The sequence below is a fragment of the Burkholderia sp. BCC1644 genome, assembly GCF_902833225.1.
Taxonomy (GTDB): Bacteria; Pseudomonadota; Gammaproteobacteria; order Burkholderiales; family Burkholderiaceae; genus Burkholderia.
The window spans coordinates 351,415-372,206 of record NZ_CADFEI010000005.1; the positions used below are offsets into that span (position 1 = coordinate 351,415).

At 64.2% G+C, this 20,792-nt stretch carries 25 protein-coding genes; all 25 read right to left on the minus strand.

The genetic code is table 11. The annotated features are described in order from the left end of the window. Entirely contained in the window at nucleotides 1-285 is a 285-nt protein-coding gene (locus HWX87_RS12605; RefSeq protein ID WP_176047412.1) for a phage holin family protein, read from the minus strand. 77 nt (nucleotides 286-362) lie between these two features. Continuing rightward, on the minus strand, nucleotides 363-1,412 hold the full coding sequence (locus HWX87_RS12610) for a contractile injection system protein, VgrG/Pvc8 family (protein ID WP_176047413.1): 1,050 nt from the start codon (nucleotides 1,410-1,412) through the stop codon (nucleotides 363-365). Between the two features lie 9 nt (nucleotides 1,413-1,421). Beyond that, nucleotides 1,422-1,628, minus strand: a complete 207-nt coding sequence (locus HWX87_RS12615) for a tail protein X (protein ID WP_176047414.1) — start codon at nucleotides 1,626-1,628, stop codon at nucleotides 1,422-1,424. Beyond that, nucleotides 1,603-2,481, minus strand: a complete 879-nt coding sequence (locus HWX87_RS12620) for a phage tail protein (protein ID WP_176047415.1) — start codon at nucleotides 2,479-2,481, stop codon at nucleotides 1,603-1,605. Before HWX87_RS12620 ends, HWX87_RS12615 begins: the two co-directional genes overlap by 26 nt. 10 nt (nucleotides 2,482-2,491) lie before the next feature. Then, the gene (locus HWX87_RS12625) at nucleotides 2,492-4,933 is read right to left on the minus strand and encodes a phage tail tape measure protein (protein ID WP_176047416.1); all 2,442 of its coding nucleotides are present in this window, start codon (nucleotides 4,931-4,933) and stop codon (nucleotides 2,492-2,494) included. 80 nt (nucleotides 4,934-5,013) lie between these two features. Beyond that, complete coding sequence (locus HWX87_RS12630) at nucleotides 5,014-5,316, minus strand: phage tail assembly protein (protein ID WP_176047417.1); 303 nt, start codon at nucleotides 5,314-5,316, stop codon at nucleotides 5,014-5,016. A gap of 97 nt (nucleotides 5,317-5,413) precedes the next feature. Continuing rightward, a complete protein-coding gene (locus HWX87_RS12635) occupies nucleotides 5,414-5,917 on the minus strand; it encodes a phage major tail tube protein (RefSeq protein ID WP_176047418.1) in 504 nt (167 codons plus the stop codon). Nucleotides 5,918-5,927: 10 nt separating this feature from the next. Beyond that, nucleotides 5,928-7,097 carry a phage tail sheath family protein gene (locus HWX87_RS12640; protein WP_176047419.1) on the minus strand — a complete coding sequence of 390 codons (1,170 nt, stop codon included), beginning with the start codon at nucleotides 7,095-7,097 and terminating at the stop codon, nucleotides 5,928-5,930. Nucleotides 7,098-7,181: 84 nt separating this feature from the next. After that, the gene (locus tag HWX87_RS12645) at nucleotides 7,182-7,934 is read right to left on the minus strand and encodes a tail fiber assembly protein (protein ID WP_176047420.1); all 753 of its coding nucleotides are present in this window, start codon (nucleotides 7,932-7,934) and stop codon (nucleotides 7,182-7,184) included. A gap of 15 nt (nucleotides 7,935-7,949) precedes the next feature. Next, nucleotides 7,950-9,914 carry a phage tail protein gene (locus HWX87_RS12650; RefSeq protein WP_176047421.1) on the minus strand — a complete coding sequence of 655 codons (1,965 nt, stop codon included), beginning with the start codon at nucleotides 9,912-9,914 and terminating at the stop codon, nucleotides 7,950-7,952. Next, nucleotides 9,902-10,480, minus strand: coding sequence for a phage tail protein I (locus tag HWX87_RS12655; RefSeq protein WP_176047504.1), 579 nt, complete (start codon nucleotides 10,478-10,480; stop codon nucleotides 9,902-9,904). The genes HWX87_RS12650 and HWX87_RS12655 overlap by 13 nt, the downstream gene beginning before the upstream one ends. Further along, nucleotides 10,470-11,366: a baseplate J/gp47 family protein gene (locus HWX87_RS12660; protein WP_176047422.1), complete on the minus strand. Its 897-nt coding sequence runs from the start codon at nucleotides 11,364-11,366 to the stop codon at nucleotides 10,470-10,472. Before HWX87_RS12660 ends, HWX87_RS12655 begins: the two co-directional genes overlap by 11 nt. Further along, entirely contained in the window at nucleotides 11,363-11,698 is a 336-nt protein-coding gene (locus HWX87_RS12665) for a GPW/gp25 family protein (protein WP_176047423.1), read from the minus strand. Before HWX87_RS12665 ends, HWX87_RS12660 begins: the two co-directional genes overlap by 4 nt. Then, nucleotides 11,698-11,898 carry a hypothetical protein gene (locus HWX87_RS12670; RefSeq protein WP_027808012.1) on the minus strand — a complete coding sequence of 67 codons (201 nt, stop codon included), beginning with the start codon at nucleotides 11,896-11,898 and terminating at the stop codon, nucleotides 11,698-11,700. The genes HWX87_RS12665 and HWX87_RS12670 overlap by 1 nt, the downstream gene beginning before the upstream one ends. A 60-nt stretch (nucleotides 11,899-11,958) precedes the next feature. Continuing rightward, nucleotides 11,959-12,639 carry a phage baseplate assembly protein V gene (locus HWX87_RS12675; RefSeq protein WP_176047424.1) on the minus strand — a complete coding sequence of 227 codons (681 nt, stop codon included), beginning with the start codon at nucleotides 12,637-12,639 and terminating at the stop codon, nucleotides 11,959-11,961. Continuing rightward, nucleotides 12,636-13,166: a hypothetical protein gene (locus HWX87_RS12680; RefSeq protein ID WP_176047425.1), complete on the minus strand. Its 531-nt coding sequence runs from the start codon at nucleotides 13,164-13,166 to the stop codon at nucleotides 12,636-12,638. Before HWX87_RS12680 ends, HWX87_RS12675 begins: the two co-directional genes overlap by 4 nt. Next, on the minus strand, nucleotides 13,156-13,686 hold the full coding sequence (locus tag HWX87_RS12685) for a phage tail protein (protein ID WP_176047426.1): 531 nt from the start codon (nucleotides 13,684-13,686) through the stop codon (nucleotides 13,156-13,158). The genes HWX87_RS12680 and HWX87_RS12685 overlap by 11 nt, the downstream gene beginning before the upstream one ends. A gap of 3 nt (nucleotides 13,687-13,689) precedes the next feature. After that, nucleotides 13,690-13,977, minus strand: coding sequence for a hypothetical protein (locus HWX87_RS12690; protein WP_176047427.1), 288 nt, complete (start codon nucleotides 13,975-13,977; stop codon nucleotides 13,690-13,692). Between the two features lies 1 nt (nucleotide 13,978). Next, the gene (locus tag HWX87_RS12695) at nucleotides 13,979-14,974 is read right to left on the minus strand and encodes a major capsid protein (RefSeq protein ID WP_176047428.1); all 996 of its coding nucleotides are present in this window, start codon (nucleotides 14,972-14,974) and stop codon (nucleotides 13,979-13,981) included. A gap of 72 nt (nucleotides 14,975-15,046) precedes the next feature. Then, nucleotides 15,047-15,391: a head decoration protein gene (locus tag HWX87_RS12700; protein WP_175981418.1), complete on the minus strand. Its 345-nt coding sequence runs from the start codon at nucleotides 15,389-15,391 to the stop codon at nucleotides 15,047-15,049. A 30-nt stretch (nucleotides 15,392-15,421) separates the two neighbouring features. After that, nucleotides 15,422-16,531 carry a head maturation protease, ClpP-related gene (locus HWX87_RS12705; RefSeq protein ID WP_176047429.1) on the minus strand — a complete coding sequence of 370 codons (1,110 nt, stop codon included), beginning with the start codon at nucleotides 16,529-16,531 and terminating at the stop codon, nucleotides 15,422-15,424. Beyond that, nucleotides 16,528-18,021: a phage portal protein gene (locus HWX87_RS12710; RefSeq protein ID WP_176047430.1), complete on the minus strand. Its 1,494-nt coding sequence runs from the start codon at nucleotides 18,019-18,021 to the stop codon at nucleotides 16,528-16,530. The genes HWX87_RS12705 and HWX87_RS12710 overlap by 4 nt, the downstream gene beginning before the upstream one ends. Next, nucleotides 18,018-18,224, minus strand: a complete 207-nt coding sequence (locus tag HWX87_RS12715) for a hypothetical protein (RefSeq protein WP_048248427.1) — start codon at nucleotides 18,222-18,224, stop codon at nucleotides 18,018-18,020. Before HWX87_RS12715 ends, HWX87_RS12710 begins: the two co-directional genes overlap by 4 nt. A 13-nt stretch (nucleotides 18,225-18,237) precedes the next feature. After that, the gene (locus tag HWX87_RS12720; protein WP_347880174.1) at nucleotides 18,238-20,280 is read right to left on the minus strand and encodes a terminase gpA endonuclease subunit; all 2,043 of its coding nucleotides are present in this window, start codon (nucleotides 20,278-20,280) and stop codon (nucleotides 18,238-18,240) included. Continuing rightward, nucleotides 20,225-20,755 carry a MarR family transcriptional regulator gene (locus tag HWX87_RS12725; RefSeq protein ID WP_176047431.1) on the minus strand — a complete coding sequence of 177 codons (531 nt, stop codon included), beginning with the start codon at nucleotides 20,753-20,755 and terminating at the stop codon, nucleotides 20,225-20,227. The genes HWX87_RS12720 and HWX87_RS12725 overlap by 56 nt, the downstream gene beginning before the upstream one ends. Between the last annotated feature and the right edge of the window lie 37 nt (nucleotides 20,756-20,792).

A 20,792-nucleotide genomic window follows, 5' to 3' on the forward strand; every position in this document is an offset into this window, starting at 1 on the left:
TCACTTCCCCCCAAATACACGCTTTGCATTCCGGCGCAGCAGCACTTCGAGGTACTGCGACCCCACAATGCCGAGCGCACTCCCGAGGCCGAGCAGCGCGATCGGCGGCAGATCCGGGATCTGCAGCAGCGCAATGCCGGCCACCATCGACGTAGCGGACCCCAACATGGCCCGGCCGGCGACGAGCCGAATCGTCAGCTGCTCCCCGCCCACCAACACCTTCGCGATGCCAATCAATCCGCCCATGATGATCAGCTCCAGAATCGTCTTTTCGTGGTCTTGCATCGGTTCCCCTTAGCCCGATAAAAAGAAAGGCCGCCCCGGTTTCCCGTGAGCGGCCTGCAAATACAGTGCGTGACGCGTTACTGCGGCGCCGGCACCACCAGATTGATTTTCTTGCCCGACTTCTTCTTGTGCCCGACCTTCGCTTTCCCCTTGTTCCCTCCGTTCAAAGTCACGACCGTGATCCACCCGCGCGATGCGTACGTGTGCTCGACCGACTCGATCAGAAACTCACCGTCGACACCGGTCTTGAACCCTTTCAGCGCGATCGTCTTTTCCGCCGACAGATCTGCACGCCCGCGCATCGTCAGCCGGCTCGTCGACGTATGCCGATTGAGCGTCGCCATGCGCGACGTGGCACCGGCCTTCGCGGCTTCCGGACTGGCGAATGCGTGGCGCTCGGTATGCACCGCGGACGCACCTGGCGGCGCATCCGGATTCGGGATCGTCAGATCGATCTTCTTCCCCGTCTTGCGGTCGTGCACCTTCGTACGCACGGCCGCGAAGCTCGCGCGGTCCGGGAAGTTGATGTCGTAATCGAGCAGGTCACCCGGCGCGAGCGTGACGATCGGCAGCGGCTTGCCGCTCGCACTCTTGCCACCGCCGCGTGGCAGGACGATCAGCTTGCCGGCCTTGACCGTCGCCGTCGCACCGTACTGGCGAGCCACGCGTGTGATGAAGTGCAGATCGCTCTCGCCGAACTGGTCGATGCGCGGCACGACGACGTCGACGTCACATGCGGCCACCCACTTGTTACGACGCGCGACGTCGCCGACGATGTCGGCCAGCTTCACGTTCGACCAGCTCCCGTTACGCTGCGTTTTCGACGTCGCACGCATGTTCGCGGGCTTGCCCTTGATCACGACGCTGGCCGGCGGCCCGCGCAATCCAACCTCGTCGACGGCATACTCGCCGAGCATCGACAGCCCCTGCCCCTCCCAGCCGATCGACACCTTCAGCGTCGCGCCCTTCGGCGGAAACTCGATGCGGCCATCGCGATCGTCGAGCGTGATCGTGCACTCGTCTGCGTCTAGACCGGGTTTGTCCATCGACCGGATCTCGAGCACGCGATCCTGAATGACCTTCGTCACGTCCGAGCCGTTCGCGACAATCTGAAAAATCGCTTCCATTGCACCTCACTACGTCCAGAGTTGGACGGACTCGTCACGCGGCGCATCCAGATCCGGCATCAGGATCTCGACGCCGGCCGGGAACGGCTGCGGTCGATTCGCCAGCCCCGGATTCGCTTCGTACACGGCCTCGACCGTTCCCTGCAGCGCCCCGTAGAAGCGATAGCAAAGCGTGTCGAGCACGTCGCCGTCAGACGTTCTTAAAGTCTTCGCCATAGCGACCGAACTCCACCGAGAAAGTTTGCTTGCGCGGCAAGCCGTCCGCGAGCAGCGCGTCCTGTTCCTCCTCGATCGCCTGCAACAGCCAGCGGCCGAGCACTTCGCCGTCGCCCGTCGTGAGCTGCACGGGCTTCATCCGGCCGCCGATCGCACGCAGCCGGCTGATCTGCTTCGTACCGGCCCCGAGCGACGGGAACACGACGCCCGAGAGCGTGATCGTTTCGCCCCCTTCGCTGACGGGCTGCAGCGCCTCCTGACGATTCAGGCGCTCCTGAGACGCCACGCGATACCGCGTCGCTCGTCGCAGCTTGTCGTGAGCTGCTGTCGACAGGTTGAAGTGGAACGCGTCTCCGGCATCCGTCGTCATCGACATCAGGTGTGGCGTGCTCGACGACGCGCCGTCGAACAGACCCGACAGCATCGAGCCGACACCCGTCGACTTGATCACGTCCATCACCGCCGAGTCTTTCAGGCCAACCGCCGCGTTGAATTGATTCCACGCCCCGCCCAATGCAGACTTGACGCTGTCGGCGGCAGCCCGCACAAGGGGGAAATTCGATCCGTCGACGGCCTTCAGAATCGAGCCGATCGATGCCTGCGTCGCGTTGAAGCTGCGCACGACAGCGCCGACCTGCGGAAACAGATCCGACGCCACCGACAGCGCGCTCGTCGCGCCTGTCAGCAGCTCGGCCGCGCTGCTCAGATTGCCGGTCGCGAGACGCTGCAGCACCTCGACCGTCGCCATGCTCGCCGCACGGTTCCGATCGAATATGCGAACCATCTGCCGCACACGCTCCGTCGCGATCCCCGCCTGCGTTGCCGCCCCCGTGATCTGTCGAATCACGTCCATAGCGCCTCCCTTACATATGCGGCGAGTCGAACATTGCTGTCCGGCTATTCGCCTTGCGTTGCTGCTCCTCCATCATCCGCGTCAACTGCGGACTGACCTGCTGGAGGAACTTGTTAGCCATGTCGGCATCGCTCCCTTCGATCTTCACATTGAAGACCGGCGCGAACGTGTTCGTCTGATCGATACGCGGCCCGAAGCGAGCGTCTGCTGCCGGACTTTCAGCAGCCTTCGCCGCCTTGGCGACCGCTTCGGCGTTCGCAGGCGTCTCGTCGGGTTTCTGGCCCAGAACCTTGTTCGCGATGGCACTCAATGCCTTGTCGCCCACAAACGTCCCGAGCGCCCCGCCAAGCACGCCGACAACGGCCGTTCCAATCGGCCCGCCAATCGAGCCGACCACCGCCCCGACCTTCGCGCCGATCACTCCACCCGCGAGACTGCCGGCAATGCCAGCAAAGCGGCTGGCCTTCCGATCGTTCGTATCCGTGCTCGACGCGACGGCGTACGCCTCGCGTGCCGCCAGTCCGAACTTCAGCACGGTCGCCCCGACGGCCAGCTTCCCGGCATACGGTGCGACCCGACCGAAAATCGCGCGCCCCGCGTTGAAGATCCGGCCGATCCTGCCGAACCGACCCGCGCGAGCAGCTGCACGACGCGCAGCTCGACCCGCTCGTCCACCGCCCATCAGATCGCCAAGCCCGCCACCATCGCCCCCACCGCCGGGCATGTTGACGACGAACACCCGTTGCACACCACCAGCGGCACCTGCCGCCCCTCCGATCGCGTCCAGCGCACGTCCGACTGCGCCACCCGCACCACCGGCACGCCCCGCAGCCCCTCGACCACCACGCGCAAGCACCGTGCCGCGTGCGATATCGAACATCCCGCGACCAATGCTCCAAAGTGCCTTTGCTCCACGCACCGCGAGCACCGTGCCGGCAATGCCGACAACAGCGGCCGTCGCCTTCGGGGCGCTGTCCGCAGCGGACTGGATACCGCTCCCGGCTCCCTTTGCCGCCTCGCCAACGCGATCCGTGACCGGACGCAGGGCGTCGCCGATGCTGCGCATCGCGTCGTCCCATCGCTGCCCGACCTCGCTCCAGATCTGCTTGGACGTCTCGCGACGTGCCTCCAGATCCTTCTGGATCTCACCGCTCGCCTGCTGCGCATTGCGCTTCAGGTTCGAATACAGCTCGGCGTTCTGCATGTACGCCGTCAGCGCCGCCTTGACCTGCATGTCGTTGAACAGGTCGCCGGTCTTCATCGTCTCGGCGAATGCGGCCATCTGGGTCTGACGCTTGGCCGGGTCCATTTCGGAATTGAACTGCTTTGCCGCAGCCGCGAGCTGCTTCGCCTTGGCCGGGTCGACACGCTCGATGTACGCGCGGGCGAGCACGAACGACGCCTCCAACGTCGACCAGCCCTTGCCGATCGCCTCGCGCATCTTTCCCTGATAGTCGACGCCGGCCTTCGCATAGTTGCGTTCGGTCTCGCCGGAGCCGATCTTCGAGAACCAGTTTTTGAGGTTGTTCGCCGCCTCGTCCGAGCTGCCGGCCGTCTTCATCTGCACCTGGAGCATCGCCCCGAGCTGCGTCACCGAATCCTGCCCCGTGATGCCGACCTTCTTCATTTCGGCGAGCAGCACCGGAAACCACCGTGCCATGTCGACGGACTCGAACGACCCTTCCTTGCCGAGATACGCGATCGCTTCGAGCGCCTTCGACATCTGCTGCGGGTCGACGATCTCGGCGTTCTGCTGCAACGCTTGGATCATCTTCGCGGTCTCGACCGTCGTCGCACCCTGACCGATCGAGAACTTCGCAACCAGCGGCGCGAAGTTGAGCGCACGATCGAGATCCATGCCGCCGGCAACCATCTGGTTGACGGCGTCGGCCAGCTCGTTGCGGCCGATCCCGTTCGACGCAGCATCGCGCCGGATACGCGAACCCATCGCGGCCTCTTGCTGCGTGCGCGCAATACCCGCCTTGAGCGCGATGTCGCGAATGATCGCCTGATAGTTCGCGGCAATCGTCGCCGGCACCGCGACCGCCGCCGTCAGCTTCACCGCATCACCGATCACGCCACGCCCGGCCTCTTGCCCTGCCGCCAGCCGCTCGCGGCCGGCGACCTTCAGATCCAGTCCGCGAGCGGTTCGCCCGAGCTGCGCATACGCGCGGTCGAGCCGGCCAACCTCGATGCCGGCGTCTCGCAGCGATTTCAGATTGCTGTCGAGCTTGCGACGGATGCCATCCGCCGCGCTGTCGCCCGCCAAATGCAGCCGGCGGAACTCATCCTGCAGCCGCATCGTCTCGCCGATCTGGCGCTGCCAGAGCCGGGAGTCGTTCGCCCGCTTCTTCATCGCGTCGATCTTCGACGACGTGTCGGAGATCGCTTTCCCGAACGTCGCCGAGACGGCACCGCCGATCACGATCCCAAGCGCTAAGTCTTTCGCCATCCCGGCCCCCTCAATCCGTCAGCCACCAGAGCATGTCGTCGACGGTCATCTCGTCGATCGATGTCGGCGACATGCTGTATTCACGCACCAGCCGCTTCGCCAGCGCCTTGAGCGTTTTTCGGTCCAGCTTTGCGTACGGGTCGAAAAGAGTAGTACGCGTCTTGCACGCGCTCGTAATCGGCCATATCCATCGCATCGAGATCGCTCGGTGCGATGTCGGCGAGCGACGCGAACAGGATCAGCTCCTGTTCCTCGGCATCGTTCGGCGCGAGCTTCTGCGCACCGCGCATATCGCGCACCTTCGGCCGGCGCATCGTGAAGGTGTCGCACTCGACGCCGTTGAGGTGGATCGGATAGTCGAGCTTGATCGAGACTTTTTCCATGACGGTTCCTGAAACGAAAAATGGCGAGCTGTCGGCTCGCCATTGATTACACAAAGTAGCTTTGCTGCGTGTCCGTCGAATGACGACCGCGAGGCACTTACATGCCGAGAGCCTTGCGAACTTCGGCGAGCTGGTCGACGCCGTTGATCACGCGCTTGCACGCGAAGATATCGATCTCGTGCACGATCGCACCGGCGACTTCCAGCTTGTAGTAGTCACACGCCACGCTGAACTTCGCGTCTACCTTTTCACCGGGCTTCCATTCGCCGGGGTCGACTTCGTACAGCATGCCGCGCAGGTACACGGCGACGCTCTTCGTCTTGCCGTTGCGGTCCATGAAGACCGCACGGAATACACCGTTGAACGCGCCCTGATCCACCAGCCCGAAGAAGCGCAGCACCTCGTACTCCATCGTCGACATGGCAAACGACGCATCCATCGCTTCCATGCCCTGATCGACCTTCGCCGTGCCGTCCATACCGCCAGCGCGAAAGTCATCCGTCTTGATTTTCAGCTTGGGCGGCGTCATGCTCGTTGCGCGACCGGCGTAGCCCCGGCCGTCGACGAACGCATTGCAGTTATGCAGAGTTTCCGGAATCATCGTTCCTCCCTTAGATCTGGTTATCCAGCACTTCGGTCAGCCACTGATTCGTGACCTCGAAGCGGAAAATCGGGTTTTCGGCCGGCGGGACGTCCGTGAATCGGATGTTCCAGTACACCTTGCCGTCTTCGAGCTGGCTCGCCGTGTTCAGCATCGGGTCCGGATAGACCTCGAAGTTGATCACTGCGCCCTGACGCTTCAGATCGCGCATGAAAGCCTGCAGCCCTTCGGTCACGTCGCTGACGTACGTCGCCGTGATGCCGCGATCGACTGCCCACTTGTGGCCGGCCTGAACCGCATCCATGACGATGTCGAGCGTGCGCACGCGCGTGACGAACTTCCACTTCGGATCGGCCGACAGCGTGCGGTTCCCCCACAGGCGGAAACCGCCGTCGCGAATGATCGTCGTGATGTTCGCGTTATTGAGCAGGTTCGCCCGGCACGTCTCGTCACCGTCGAGGTATTCGATCGGCCGACCCGTACCCGTGATCTCGACGATCTCCTTGTTCGACGGCGACGCCCAGAAGCCGATCTTCGCGTCGGTCTGACAGAACAGCCCCGCCGTGTACGTCGACGCCGGCACCGCGATCTCGCCGTTCGTCGCGTTGTCCCATGCCTTCGCGCCGGGGTCGACCATGTACAGGCGCTTGCTGCCGAAGTTCTTCGCGTACGCGATCGCTGCCTCGTCGTCGACGTTCGGGCCGTCGATCACAGCCATCGCGCGCAGCTTGCCGGCGAGCGAGTCAGCCGCCGTCGCGACCGGTTGCTTGGACGTATGCCCAGGTGCGATCAGCAGTCGCGGCTGCGTATTGAAACGCGACTTAGCGTCGAGCAGTGCTTGCATACCCGTACGCGCACCACCGGCCGAGACACCGCCGATGATCGACGACGTAAGCTGCGCTGCATCACCCGCTGCCGGCACACCGACCGCGACGACGATCGCGGTGCTCTGCGCATAGATCGCGCGGGCCGCTCGCGCGACTGCGCTCGTCTCGCCGAACGCACGCACCGCTTCGCCGTAGCTGGTCAGCTGCACGGGGACATTCGGCTGCGCCAGATCGGGGCCGGGCGTGTAGGTATCGGTCATGCCGACAACCGACGACGACGGCACCGCAATCGTGCGCGGGCCGCTATCGACGATGGTCGTCGTGATACCGTGAAAAAAGGAAGTCGCTGCCATGCGGATCTCCGGAAATAAAAAAAGCCGCTCATAGGAGCGGCTTGAAACGAAACGACGCCAATCAAACGAATGGCGCCGGCAAAGTTACTTTTCGACAGTCTCGACCGCTTCAGGCAGCGGTTCAGCTTCGACATCACGATTCGGCGTCGCAGCCTCTGCTGCTGCGCGATCGGCTTCGACCTGTTTCGCCTCGGCTTCACGCTGCGCAGCCTCCTCGGCTTCGCGAGCCGCTTTCGCTGCCCGCTCGGCTTCCACCGCCGCGAGAATCGCAACCGGATCGGGTTCGTCCGGCCACGCCATCTGCGCCGGGAAGTTCGGCGACTCGACCACGCGCACCAGCGCGAGCTGGTACTCGGTCCACGCATGGAACGTTGCCGCTTCGAGATCCGAAAGTCGCCCCGTCACCCACGCATCCGACTTGCCGAGATTCTGCTGCCGCGCTTTCTCCAGCCGCGCGAAGAAGTCATTCATCGCCACCTCGCGCGCCTTGCCCGCAACGACTACTTCGTCGATCGCCCACGCACCATCACGCCAGACGTGCGCATCGGACGGACGCGGGACTTCGGTCAGTCCCGCTTCGTCAGGCGTCACGCCCGCGACCGTGATCTCTGCGGCCGAACCGGACTCGGTGCGATAGAGGCGCACACCGCGATAGTCCGGCAGCATTTCCCACTTGTCGTTGCGCCAGAAAGGCCACGTACGCGCCGGACGCTCAGGCAACGGTTTCAGCGTGCAGAACGCAGGGACCAGAACGCGGTTCGGATTCATGGGGTCGGCATCAGCGAGAAAGCTCACGATGTATTGCCCCGTCAGGTTGTCGTACTGATTGCAAAGCATGCTCTACCTCATCTGTTAGAAAGCGCGGATCATCGCGAGCACCGCGACGTTGCGCATACGCGCTTCACCGCCACCATCGGCCGCCACGCTGATTACGTGCGAGTGATTCCCGGCACCGCCAATACCGACGTTGTGCCCGTGCGCCCCGGCCGCGTCAGTATCGAAAGCGTGCGCGTGATTGCCTGCGGGCCTCGTCCACGGCTGCGCTGTGTTGTCGATAGAAAAGAGGCTCGCCAGACTGCCGCGATCCGTATCGCCGCCGTATTGCGGCAACAGCGCATCCATTTGGTGGGTGTGCTCCCCCGCTCCTGCGGTCGAGCCATGGTGTACGTGAGCGCCCTGCGAATCGGTCCATGCGATGTGCACGTGGTCACCGCCCGCGGCCGCAGACGCACCGTGTGCGTGCGAGCGGTTTTGACTGTCCTGCCACGTACCGACACGCCGGCCGCCATCAACACCACGCCCGGCATCGGCGCATCGAATACCTTCCCCGCGAAACTCCGGAATCCGGAAGTTTGTCGCACCATCACCGTTCGAGAACGAAGCCCAATTGTTGTTCGCCCAATCCTTCTCTTCGACCAGCGCACCGCTGCCCTGCGCGTAGGCCCACAACGCCGGATAGTCCGCTCGATTCAGCACGGTGCCGTTGAGCGTGAGACATCCGGCACGCGGTGCGGTACGGGCTTCAAAGATGATCTGGCCGATCGAGGCGGATGCGATCGCATCCGCAACGAACGCGGTCGAAGCGGCACGTGTCGACCGGTCACCAGCGGCCGGCGTGGGAACCTGCACCGGGCAATCGAAGATCGTGCCCTTGTCGGCCAAGAAGCGAGCCGTCACGATCCCGTTACACGTGATGCCGAACGCACCGTCAGCGATGTGGTACAGCCCCGTATCCGGCGCACCGTCTTTGTCGAACGTCAGCGACGGATTCTGCGGCGTACCTTCCGACAAAACGATCCGCGCTCCCGGCGCGAACCAGAGCGTGCCCTTCGAGGTTCCGCCGAGATTGAGATCGAACGGTGTCAGGTTGCCCGCGTGATGAACGATGTGACCATCGATGCGGAACGTTCGGTCGCTGTAGTAGTACTGAAACGACCCTTGCGCACCCGAGTACCACCCGGCCGTATCTGCGTTCGCGTAGAAATACCCATTGTTCTGGCCCAACAGAATCCGGCCTTCACCAGCGGACCGTTTCAGCGTGAGATCGGCAGCCATTTCGACCGGACCACCGAATTTCGTGCCCTGTCCGGCCCCGTCGATCGTAACGAGGCCGGTATCCAGCGACCACGCAAGCGGCCGGTACGCGTTCCAGGTGCCAAACGGATCGCCCTTTTTCGTCTGCAGCAGGTACGCAGACATGCCGTCATGGCGCAGCAGCACCCCGTAGTTCGGATCAGTCATACGAAGGTGCCCACCATCGGCCCCTTCCATGCCGGTAATCTGGAGACCCTTCGCAAACGACGCACGGTAAGCGACCTGCATCCCGTCGCGGCCGTTGTCAGCGGTCGTCCCGACCAGCAAACGACCCTCAGGCGTGAATCGAGCGCGTTCTGCCCCACCCGAGTTGAAACACAAGAAGCTGGGGGGGTTGAGCGTCAGATTGTTGCCGAGCAAGACCACATACGGCACGCCGTTCGCGCCGAGCTGCAGGTGACCGTCTGCCGGCGAGAACATGCCCGTATCAGGATCAGCATCGAACGCATACCCGACGTTCTTCGGATTGTTGCCCGCGATCGCGCCGGGCTTGCCGAGCAGCGCCCCCGACAGCGCACCGCCCGACTTGTCCAGCTTCCCGTTCCCGAGTCCCGTGACGACCTTGTCGGCCGCGTCCGCACGGTCTTTCAAGTATCGCGTACGGTTGCCAAGTTGCTTGAGTGCGATATTGTCAACGCCGTCCGGGCCGCCCTGCACCGGGTCCTCTGTCTCGAACTGGCGAATCCCCGCTTCCCACTTACTCTCTTCTTTCAAATCGGCCATGTTCCGATCACCCCTCGCGTATATTGACCGTTGCGCGTCGCGAGTCCGTTATGCCGGATCGCAACCTCCGAAAAATCGAGCCACGCCAGCACACTGCGCGCAGGCGCATAGCGTTCGATAGCGCGTTTCAGGTTTTCCCCCTGATCACGCGTTACCGGCTGCCGTAGCGTCACGATGTATTCGGCCCATGCCGTCGAACCGCCGTACCGATATCTGCCGTTCCGCCTGAACGACCCGTCGCGGCGCTTGATCTGCCGCCCTTCCTGAATATCGATCTCGCCGAACCCGAGCCGCCGCACGATTTCGCGGATCGCCCACGGCGTCCCCTTCTTTTGGTAGATCGCCAGCGACGACTTGATCAGCTCGCGTCGCGCCCCTTCGGACTCCGCCAGCTCCCATCCGTCGACCGCGAGCGACCACGCGAGCCACGGCAGGAAAGCGGCCGGACAACGATCCGCATCCCAGAGCGTGCGGATCACGTTCGGGTCGACGGACGGCCGCATCACCTGCGCGAGCGCCGCTTCCAGACTCGTCTGATTCGTCGGCAGTAGCGCTTCAGTCATCATCATTTACCTTCGGATTGAGCACGATCGACGTGCATCGCGCGAACTCGTCGATCGCGCACACGACATCGGCCGCAGGGGACTTCAGATCAACGCGCACGACACCCGATTCCTTCGGATGCAGCGCCCCGGTTACTGCCGATCTCGGCATGCCGACCCGCAAGCCCCCTCCTGCCGCAACCGCGATATCAAGATCCTGCCGTCGCGCCGCAAGCACCACGCCGGGATCAGGCCCGCGCCCGACGTACACGTCGGCGACAATCGAATAATTGACCGGCCGTGCGGCGACGACCAGCAACGTGTCATTGAGCGGCCGACGATCTTCAGGCGAAAGCGCCCGACGTACCGTGTCGAGCAATGCGCCGCTGGCAATGCCACCGTTCGAAGACGACTTCACCACCACGCGCACGACACCCGGCTCGGGATGGTCGACGCGTACGTCGGCGACGTCTGCCGATGCATCCATCGCAAGCGATCGATAAGACCCTGACGGCCCGGCCGTCGACGCGCGCTCGATCCCCATCTGCGTACGCAACCGCAGCCGCTCGTCGCGCTCGTACGTGACCGGAATCGGCGGATGCGCCTCGGGATCGCCGGGGTCCACGATCTCTTTCTTCAGGTTCCAGAGCACCGCGAGGTGTTCGAGATCCGCACCCGTCGCATACGCCAGCAGCACCGCACGCCCGGCATCGTTGACGCGCGCCCGAAAACGCACGTCCTCGTACGCAGCCAGTTCCAGCAGCTTGACGACGGGATCGGATTCGAGCGCCGCCGACCAATCCGGATAAATGCTCTTGAAGTGCTCCAGCTTGCGCTGGTACAGCTCCTCGAAGTCCAGCGTCTCGACGAGATCCGGCGGATCAAGCGCCGACAGATCGATCACTGTCATATCGTCACCTCGAAAACAACGTCGTCGCCGCTGTAGCGGCCGGCGATCCGAAAAGTTACTTTGCCGTCCACGACAGACAGCGCCTTCACGCTATCCAGCGCGATGCGCGGCTCCCATCGTCCGATTGCACGCGCGGCTTCAGCCTGCGCAGCCGAGATCCATCCGCGCGTGACGGGCAAGTCGACCATCGCAGGGAGATCCGAGCCGTAATCGGGCCGCTCGCGGCGGGTTCCCTTGCGCGTGCTCAGGATGTCCGCGATGCTCTGCACAAGATGGTCGAGACCGCCGATCAGTCGGCCCGTACGGCGACACATACCGACCAGCGCGGCCATCACCGCGCCTTCGTCGGAATACGCTTGAAGCACTCGCGCGATTCGAGATACGCGATGTGCTCAGGCTCCGTCACTTCCGTTTTGCCGGCCAGCACGGCAACATGCGAGCCGTCTGGGAACACGATCACGCGGCTGCGGAATTCGGTATCGATGAACGTCACGGGTGCCGCTGCCCCGCCTTGCTGTGCGTCTTTCGCCATAGCCACCCCCACAAACGAAAAACCCCGCACGGGGCGGGGTTCAAAGTCACTTTGATACGGTCACACTGGCGGGCCAACCAGCTCGCCGTCGCCTTGCTCACGGTGCCTGTGCTTCGTGAGCGACCTACCGCCGGCCACGACGTCTTCGGTATATTCAGCGCCACCCGCGATCTTCATCGCGACACCGCCGCCCTCACCCGGCTTGCCCTGCATGCCGCCGTTGAACGTGAGCATCTGCTCGGTCGTCGTGTTACCTGTGAACGTCGAGTCCGGAACGTCCGCCAGTAGCTTCGCACTGCGCAGCGTCGCCCCGTCCGCCTTCAGCTCGAACTCCGTCCCGCCGATGCGAAACACGATCCGACCACCCGCCGGCACCGACAGCACGTATTCATGGCTCGCATGGTTGTACTGTTCGAACGCGCCGTCCGGGAAGTCGGTCGCAGTCTCGTCGGGACTGGACCGGCCTGACCCGCCGTGCTGCTCCGTGTAGTAGCCGGGCGCGACGAACGCCCCCGCGAGATCACCGGACGGTGCCCACAAGGCGACCTCTTCGTCGACAGACGGCGGACGCCAATGCCGAACCTTCCCGGCGGCACCGGCCTGCCATTTGAGCCAGTCGCTCACCCAATCGCCGACACGGACTTTCACGCGCGGCGGGTCGTACGTGATCGCCTCCACGACCGCGGATTGCGTCAGGCACGCCATACGACGATCCATCTCGCCAAGCTCGAAGTCGCTCACACGATCCCCCACGCCAGATTCGCCGGATTCCAGTATTCGTCCTTGTGCGCAGGCCCGGTGTTGGGATCGACGCCCCACAACACCGCACGCCCCTTCGTCGGCGGCTCGTACACGTCGCCCAGGTCAAATTCGTGCACCCATTCGATCAGCCAGACGAGATACGTGTCCAGCTCGGGCCGGAACGGGTCTTCGCCGGCCGATCCGACCTGCTTCCCCGGCGTCATGGGCAGCCCCCATGTCGTCCCGTGCACCGTTTGCAGCACGCGAGCGGACAGCTCGCGCACCTGCAGCTCGGCATCGGGCACCAACGGGTCCACGATCACGCGGGCCTGCATGCGCGCGACCAGCGGCACGCGACCCGTGCCGTCGTCGTGTCCCGGCTCCAGCTCCGCCAGCTCGATCGCGACGAACGGCGTTTCGATCGACTTGCCGATCTTCGGATACGCGTGGATGCGATCGAGATCCGGCAGGCGCGCACGCAGGCCGGCCTCGATACCGTCATGTAGTTGCTTCAGGCTATCGAGCACGATTCGCCGCCTTCTGGATTTCGTAGTTGACCTCTTGCCGCAGCACCGTCATCAGCCGCACCTCGCACGCGCGTGCCGCCCGACGAAATGCCGGGTCACCCGTCTGCGACCATTCGACCGTCACGACCTCGAACGGCGTGCGTTCCTTACCGGTTCGCCGGTAGATCGGCCCATCCGGCTGCACCTTCGTCTTGCGCCACGCCCCCTCGAATAGCGATTTGCCGGCCCGGATGCCCTTCTTCGTGCGACGGGCTGCGCCGAGACGATGTGCCTCGATCGGGTTCAGCCCGAGCCACACCTTGCCCGTATCGAGCGACCGCATGAAGAAGTACATCCGCTGCCGCAGCAGCTTCTGCTGGATGCCCGTCGCACCGCTGACCTCCTTCGCGGTCTGGCTCCTGATCCATGCGCCCGTCTTGCGCAGCGTCCGACGCCATGCCGCCTGCATTGCTGCAGGCGGCAGGCCTGCGAGCGCTTCGAGCGCGCCCTTCAGGTCAATCTCGACCTTCAACAGATCCATCCGTCACCTCAGAATCAAGATCGTCCAGCCCGTGCCGGTCGCATGAATCTCGAACACACGGAACCGCTCGCCACCTGCTTCGACGATGCTGCCCACGGACACATGGGCCGCGTCGTCGTCGGTGATATCGAGGATCGGCGCAACGAGCTGCGTGCGTTGCGTCCCGAGATCCGGGCCGAGCCACGGAGCCTTGAACATGCCCTGCAGGGGTTTGCCGTCGATCTTGACCTCGTCCGACAGGTCACGCTTCACGGCCGTGTCGACGGCGGCCATCAGATCCCGGAACGCCATGTCACGCCTTCAGCTTGATCAGCGCCTTCGGGCGCGTGCACATGTGGACCGGGTTCGACTGCGCCTCGATCTCGATACCCTTGCCGAACTGCATCAGCTCCTGCTTCGCGTAGTACGGAATGCCCGTCGTGTTGACCGACTCGACATAGTCGGCCGGCGCGAAGCGCGAAATGAAGAGATCCGGAACACCTTCCGGAACCGCGTGCGCCTCGTCGTCGGCCACATAGCCGATGGCACCGACACGGCCGCGATAGCGCTCGAACGTGATCCCGCCGAAGTCGAACGCGTCGCGCGCGTCGCCCCGCAGTTGCGCTGCCATCACGGACGCCAGGTACGTCTCCTTGATCGACTTCGCACTGATCAGCTTGTTCCAGAACGCGCGACCACAGAGCGCGCGCACACCCGTGTACGTCGTTGCGCCGAGCGCATCTTCGATCGCGTCCTGCACGTCGAGACACTTCGTGCGCAGCTCGGTATCGGCCTTGCCCAGCTCGAACGGAATCACCGTCTGGTCGATGTCGAAGTACTTCCACAGGTCGACCAGCACGCGCTTACCGTCCGCATCGAGCACCGCGCCCTTGATCGCCCCGATGCGATGGAATTCGTGCGTCGCGTCGAGCTGGCGGCGCATCTTCGCGAGCCGGCGATTCACGACTGTCTGCAGCGCTTCCAGCTCGGTCTCCGAGCCGAACGCGCGCAGGTTCTGGATCTCGTCCGCCTTGATCACCGCACGCTGCGGCAGGTGCACGGCGTTGATCGGAATCATGCCGCGCTGGCTGCCGCCCACAACGGCAGCCGGAGAACCGCGCTCGCCGGCCGCAACGAGCGCGAGCGTGTCGCCGTCGCGCTCGATCTGGATCGTCGTCGTCGTAATGCCGTCCTCTTCGAACAGCCCGAGCGTGCCGATGCGGCCGGGAACATACGGCTGCTCGTTGATCGCAGCACTCAGGGACGACAGCGAGAACGCATCGTCTTGAAACAGGGCGATATCCGCCATACAACCTCCGACATGAAAATGGATACAAAAAAGGCCACGCGGTCGGCGTGGCCTTGAATGGGGTGTGATGTATCAGCGAACGATCACGTGGCGCTCAGCGAGATCGCCGCGACCGGCGGCATCGAGACCCGTGAGCAGCCCGCCAGCGACTTCCGCGAGCCGGACGACACCCGTCGCCGGTCGCGGCGCTTCGGACGCCGCCAGCGGCGCGTAGAGGATTGCAGCGGCGACTTCCGAACCGTCGTTTGCCGCGTTGTCGTACGGCGCATACTCGCCGGTACTCGTCACACCGAGCAGTTGCCCGGCCGGCAGCGCCGGGCCGGCCTTGACGATGATGTGCTCGCGCGAGATCTGCCCGTTACCCTCCGACACGAGAAATTCGGCCGTCAGAATCCCCTGTACCTTCCATTTCGACATGAGTTTTCCCCTCCTCGGGTTACGTCAAAGTTACTTGCCGCTCTTGCGAGCCGCGTAGATGGACGCCGCACGCGGCGCATTCGCGACCACGGGCGCGTCTTGCGGCGCAACCGGGGCAGCACGATGGCTGATCGGCTTCTGCGACGCCGTCACGCGCTCGAACAATCGCGCGCGCACCTGGTCTGCCGACAGGCCGTCTGCCACGAAGCCGGCCGTCAGCTCAGTAAGGCTCGCGGCCAGACAGATTCCGGCGATGTCCTGCGCGCTGCTAATCGCCGCGTCGACGGTCGCCCGATCGCGCAGGCCGGTCGCCAGCACGATGCCTTCAGCGCAGTGCTCGATACGAGCGTCACGACACGTCGCGTACACATGCGCCGCCAGCGCCGTGACGTCCGGCGTTGCCGGCGGCTGCGGCGGCTGCGGCGGTTGCGGCGGTTGCGGCGGTTGTGGCGGTTGTGGCGAAGGATCGGCCGGCGGATCGGCCGGCGGCACCTCGCCGTCGCCCTCCAGCACCGCCACGATTTCCGCAGGCACCGCCGCATAGCGCGCAGCGATCCGCGCTGCGCCCGCGTATGCGGCGATACGGATCGGATCGACAATGGCGTCGCAGAAACCTTGCTCCTTCGCCTGCGCGGCCGTGAGCCACGTCTCGGCATCCATGATCGCGCGGACCTCGTCGTCGGTCCGGCCGCTGCGTTCAACGTAGGCCGCCAGCATGCTGTCAGACATGCTTTCCAGCAGATCAGCGAGCTTGCGCAGATCGCCCGCCTCGCCGGCCGCGACCGTGTGCGGGTTGTGGATCATCAGCCGCGCGTTCGACGGCATCTCGATCGTGTCGCACGCCATGAGGATCAGCGACGCTGCCGACGCGGCGACGCCGTCGACGCGTCCTGTCACCTTGCCGGCATGCCGGCGCACCGCGTTGTAGATCGCGAGCGCATCGAACACGTCGCCACCCATCGAGTTGATCGCGACGACGATCGATGTCGCGGCCGACGCAACCTCGTCGAGCTTCGCGGTAAACAGATCGGCATCGGTGCCCCAGAATCCGATGTCGCCATAAATCCGGATCTCGACCTCGCTCCCGCCCGCTGCGTTTGCCTGCGCGCGGATGTCCCACCACCGCTTCTTCCCTTTCATTCGCCATCCCCATTAGAAAGACTGCCCACCCCATCCGCCGGATCGAGCGTGTCATATCGAATCCCGAGCCGGCGCTCGCGCGCGAGATCGTCCGCGTTCTCCATGTCGACCTGCTCCGGATCATCGCCACGCGACAACACCGCACCAGTCCGACTCGCCAGCCCGGAGCGGATCTCCATCCGCTTCGCCGTGACGTCCTGCACCGGATGGATATACGGCCAGCCCTGCGGCACCCATCGCACCCGCAGATAGTCGCGACGGCGTCGGTAGTAGTCCGGCATCGGCATCGCACCCGACAACGCGCAAGCGTCGACCCACCAGCGCCAAACCTTCCGGCAAAACTGATGAATGAACACGTTCCACTGGATCTGCTCGACCGACCGCCGGAATTCATTCAAGATCACCCGCAGCACACGATCGCTCACGTCGCGCAGATCGCCCGTCATGACCTCGTATGGCATGCCCACCGACGCCGCAGCGGCCATCAGTTGCTGACGCATGAATGGCCCGTAGTCGGTGCCTGCGCCCGGCGGCTCTGCAAACGTGACGCTTTCACCCGGAGCCAGCTCCTGCATGCTCCCCGGTTCGAGCGACACGACCGGCGAGAAGCCGTCGACGTCGTATTGCATTTCGCCACCCGTTACCGGATCGCCCGGAAAACCCGGCTCTGCCGGCGGCTTCGTGATGAACCCGGCAAAGAGGTTGCTGACCTCCTGCCGGAACAGCACCGCATCGTCGAAGTTGTCCAGCGACTTGAGCCGCAGCAGCACCGTCGACAGTTCCGGGACGCCGCGCACCTGGCCGGGCCGCAGCGCGAGGAAAACGTGCGCGATCTCGTCGGCCGGCACGCGTACGGTCTGCATGTTGGTCGTCGACGCACGCCCGTATTCGCCGGGATGACGCTGCAGCAGGTGATACGCAACGCGTCGACCGTCCGTGTTGAACTCGACGCCGTTCACGATCTCGCCCCCGCCCGGCACGATCTCGTTCTTCTCCATCGGAAGCAGATCGCCTTCGAGAAGCCGGATCTGCATCGGGACCGCCAAGCCCTCGCTCGGACTGCGCAACTGACGACGCACCAGCACCTCGCCGTCGCTGAAGAACGCACGCGCTGCGAGCGTCTGCACACCTGCCATATCGAACAGGTCGTCCGCGTCGATCTCCTCGCAGCTATCCTCCCAAAGTTGCTTTTGCATCTTGCGCACCGCATCGTTCGAATGCTGCGGGTGCGCTTGGATGCCGTTCCCGATCGTGTTCGATACGAGCCGCGCGATCGCCGTCTTCGCCCACGGATCGTTTCGGATCGCGTCGCGAGCGCGCGAGCGCAACAGCGACAGGTTTTGTGCCGCCGCTGCATTCGGTCCCGCGCCCGACGCCCGCCACGACTTCGCCCGTGCGCCCGTCGTGCTCGCCGACTCGTACGCCGCCGCCTTCAGCCGCGTCGGCACCACGAATCCACGCCGCGCGAGTGACGGGAAACTCGGCTTCATCGCACCCCCTTGCCGGCGTGACGAATCCGGACGATCGACGAGCGTCCGGCCGCACCGTTCAGAGCACGAATGATCTCGGTGCGTGCTTCGCGTAGCTCGCCAATCGAGCGATATTTAACGCGTCGGTCGGCATACTGGACTTCCAGCTCACCCTTCGCGATTGCCGACTGGATGCGCTCCAGATCCTGCTTTGTGTATGCCATGCGATTCCCTCGTTTAGCGGCGCTTCAGGTAGGTCGACCGAGCAACACGACGGCCCTGAATGCGCGAAACCCCGCTCGGAGGCGGGGTTTCGGCGGGTTTTACTACTGGCGGCGATGGCCGCGGAATCTCGGTAACGACCTCTTCGGCCGGCGGATCGGGAAGCACCTCGACCGGGATCACCGAAGGCAGCACCTCCAGCACCGGAACCGCATCGAACAGCGAGACCTGCGACGCGCGATGCTGCTCGACCTGCCAGTGCGCCTCGGTCATCAGGTGCACCTTCATGCTGCGGGCCGCGTGCATGGCGTACCCTTCGCAGTCCAGCGCCTCGTTTCTCTGACTGATCTTCTTCCACACGCGCTTACCACCACGTGGCCCCGGCACCTTGACCTCGGCCGTGAGCTGCGACAGGTAATCGCTGCGCACGCCGCTATACCAGTGCATGCGACCCGGCCCGTTGCCTTCGAGCTTGAGCCGGTTTTCGAGGATCAGATCCTTCGCTCGGCTCACGCCGACCATATACGGCCTCAGACCGTACTTCGCCGCCTTGCTGTTGTTGCGCGTCGAATCGATCGACGCCTTCGGCACGCTGAAAATCTCGGCATCGGCTTCGCTGCTGCCCTTGGCAGCCATCACGTTATGACCGGCCTTCTGCGCAGCACGTACATACTTGTATACCGCGTCGGACGTCGCGCCGTCCGACGAATCGATCGACGTTGCGCGTACGCGGAGCTGCCACCCATTCTCGTGCCGGAACGAGTGCGTAAGCATCGTCGTCAACGCGCCCCATACACCACCCGTCATCGGGTCTTGCTGCTGATCGGTCACATTGCCGTAAATCTCGCCCCATACGACGAGCCAGCTTTCCTCGCCGCGTCCCCATGCGCGCACGATGACCGCAAGGCGGTCGTGCTGCACATCGACGCCCAGCGTCAACAGCAGACCACCGGTCGGCACCGTCAGCTCCGCGTACGGCAGCGCTCGTTCCGCGAGCACGTCCAGTTCGGGCAGGTCGGTCTTGTATTTGTACGGCCGCCCCTGCGAGTTGTTCACGAATGAACGCATCTTCGTATCGTCGCCCTCGCGCAGCGCCTTGTCGGCCGTCAGCCACTTCTTCACCAGCTCCGCCATGTTCGAGCCGGGGAACGGCGACACCAGCTCGTTGATGCGAAAGCCGGCGACGCCATGAAACGGTGCCGTCGCGACCCATCGCCCACGACGAACAGCACGGATGCGCGTCGCGTCGTCCCACAGCGAACCGCAATGCGGACAGGTGTAACGGGCCGTCTCCGGTTGTGCGCGGCCGTAGACCTCATGCTCGACTTCGGCGCGTTCGCTCCAGGTGACGTTTTCCCACGCCAGCTCGTGCTCTTCGTCGCAATCGGGGCACGGCACCAGATACACGCGCTGATCCGACGCCGCATAGCCCTGCTGGATACGCGACAGGCCGTCGACGGTCGGCGTGCCGCCCAAGATCATCTTGCGCCGCCGGTCGGAATAGCTTTTGTTCCGCTCCTCCAGCAGCGTGATCGAGTCGCCCTGCTCGCGCACGTTCGTGTTCGCGTCGTCCGGCTCCTCGACCGCGACGACCGGGGCCGGCGTCGACTTCACGTCGTCCGGCGCGTTCGACGTAATGAACTTCAGGAAGCCGCGCGCGAACGTCTTGTGATCCCACAAGTTGTTTTTGTCGCGGGCAGCGTGCACCGGTAATTTTGCCGACAGGCGAGGCGTCACCTCGACCATCGGCTCGAACTTCTCCAGGTTGAACTTCTTCGCCGTCTTCTCTTTCGGGAACATGACGATCATCGGACACGGGTCAACGTCGATCCGCTTGCCGATGTAGTTCAACAGCACGCCGTCCGTCCACGCGACCTGCGCCGACTTCATGCACACAACCTTCTGCACGGTCGGATCGTCCAGCGCTTCGTGCATGCCGAACACCCACGGTGTGATGTTCGGGTTATAGCGACCGGGGCTGGCCGATCCCTTCGCGCTCAACCTACGATGTTTGCGCGCCCACTCCGTCGTCCCAATCCGCTCCGGCGGACGTAGCATCTTCGCGATCCGGCGAATCACCGCGTGGACTGTCGGGGTTGTATTCAGAAAGCTGCTCAAGGCATCCATATATGTGCTCGTTCAACCATTCGACGTCCACCGCGACGCCGTACAGCGTGTGCAGCTCCTGCACCAGCTTGTCGGAGAGCGATAGCAGCTCCGTTTGAAATGCGCCGACCATCAGGCCGTACGCCTGTTCGAGCTGCGCTGCGTTGACGAGCTGCCCCTTCTTCTCGGCCAGCGTCAGCAGCTTGATCTCGCGATCGACGATCTCGGTCTTCGCGCGTTCGGCGACAAGATCGATGCCGGTCCCGCTTGCACGGCCCGCAGCGATCTCGCGTAGGTGCCTGATATACGCGACGCGGATCTCGTCGATCGACACCGCGCGGTAATCGAGTCGAACCTTGTCGACGAACCGCGAGACGGCCGACTGATCTAGGTCCAGGTGCTCGGCGATCTGCTGCTGAGTCGGCATGAATATGACCCCCTATGGAGACTCGCCAGTAGAGAAA

What these genes read in the sequence shown, in the direction of transcription:
- HWX87_RS12605 (WP_176047412.1), bottom strand. Translation starts at nt 285, where the DNA reads ATGCAAGACCACGAAAAGACGATTCTGGAGCTGATCATCATGGGCGGA.
- HWX87_RS12610 (WP_176047413.1), bottom strand. Translation starts at nt 1,412, where the DNA reads ATGGAAGCGATTTTTCAGATTGTCGCGAACGGCTCGGACGTGACGAAG.
- HWX87_RS12615 (WP_176047414.1), bottom strand. Translation starts at nt 1,628, where the DNA reads ATGGCGAAGACTTTAAGAACGTCTGACGGCGACGTGCTCGACACGCTT.
- HWX87_RS12620 (WP_176047415.1), bottom strand. Translation starts at nt 2,481, where the DNA reads ATGGACGTGATTCGACAGATCACGGGGGCGGCAACGCAGGCGGGGATC.
- HWX87_RS12625 (WP_176047416.1), bottom strand. Translation starts at nt 4,933, where the DNA reads ATGGCGAAAGACTTAGCGCTTGGGATCGTGATCGGCGGTGCCGTCTCG.
- HWX87_RS12630 (WP_176047417.1), bottom strand. Translation starts at nt 5,316, where the DNA reads ATGGAAAAAGTCTCGATCAAGCTCGACTATCCGATCCACCTCAACGGC.
- HWX87_RS12635 (WP_176047418.1), bottom strand. Translation starts at nt 5,917, where the DNA reads ATGATTCCGGAAACTCTGCATAACTGCAATGCGTTCGTCGACGGCCGG.
- HWX87_RS12640 (WP_176047419.1), bottom strand. Translation starts at nt 7,097, where the DNA reads ATGGCAGCGACTTCCTTTTTTCACGGTATCACGACGACCATCGTCGAT.
- HWX87_RS12645 (WP_176047420.1), bottom strand. Translation starts at nt 7,934, where the DNA reads ATGCTTTGCAATCAGTACGACAACCTGACGGGGCAATACATCGTGAGC.
- HWX87_RS12650 (WP_176047421.1), bottom strand. Translation starts at nt 9,914, where the DNA reads ATGGCCGATTTGAAAGAAGAGAGTAAGTGGGAAGCGGGGATTCGCCAG.
- HWX87_RS12655 (WP_176047504.1), bottom strand. Translation starts at nt 10,480, where the DNA reads ATGATGACTGAAGCGCTACTGCCGACGAATCAGACGAGTCTGGAAGCG.
- HWX87_RS12660 (WP_176047422.1), bottom strand. Translation starts at nt 11,366, where the DNA reads ATGACAGTGATCGATCTGTCGGCGCTTGATCCGCCGGATCTCGTCGAG.
- HWX87_RS12665 (WP_176047423.1), bottom strand. Translation starts at nt 11,698, where the DNA reads ATGGCCGCGCTGGTCGGTATGTGTCGCCGTACGGGCCGACTGATCGGC.
- HWX87_RS12670 (WP_027808012.1), bottom strand. Translation starts at nt 11,898, where the DNA reads ATGGCGAAAGACGCACAGCAAGGCGGGGCAGCGGCACCCGTGACGTTC.
- HWX87_RS12685 (WP_176047426.1), bottom strand. Translation starts at nt 13,686, where the DNA reads ATGGATCTGTTGAAGGTCGAGATTGACCTGAAGGGCGCGCTCGAAGCG.
- HWX87_RS12690 (WP_176047427.1), bottom strand. Translation starts at nt 13,977, where the DNA reads ATGGCGTTCCGGGATCTGATGGCCGCCGTCGACACGGCCGTGAAGCGT.
- HWX87_RS12695 (WP_176047428.1), bottom strand. Translation starts at nt 14,974, where the DNA reads ATGGCGGATATCGCCCTGTTTCAAGACGATGCGTTCTCGCTGTCGTCC.
- HWX87_RS12700 (WP_175981418.1), bottom strand. Translation starts at nt 15,391, where the DNA reads ATGTCGAAATGGAAGGTACAGGGGATTCTGACGGCCGAATTTCTCGTG.
- HWX87_RS12705 (WP_176047429.1), bottom strand. Translation starts at nt 16,531, where the DNA reads ATGAAAGGGAAGAAGCGGTGGTGGGACATCCGCGCGCAGGCAAACGCA.
- HWX87_RS12710 (WP_176047430.1), bottom strand. Translation starts at nt 18,021, where the DNA reads ATGAAGCCGAGTTTCCCGTCACTCGCGCGGCGTGGATTCGTGGTGCCG.
- HWX87_RS12715 (WP_048248427.1), bottom strand. Translation starts at nt 18,224, where the DNA reads ATGGCATACACAAAGCAGGATCTGGAGCGCATCCAGTCGGCAATCGCG.
- HWX87_RS12720 (WP_347880174.1), bottom strand. Translation starts at nt 20,280, where the DNA reads ATGCTACGTCCGCCGGAGCGGATTGGGACGACGGAGTGGGCGCGCAAA.
- HWX87_RS12725 (WP_176047431.1), bottom strand. Translation starts at nt 20,755, where the DNA reads ATGCCGACTCAGCAGCAGATCGCCGAGCACCTGGACCTAGATCAGTCG.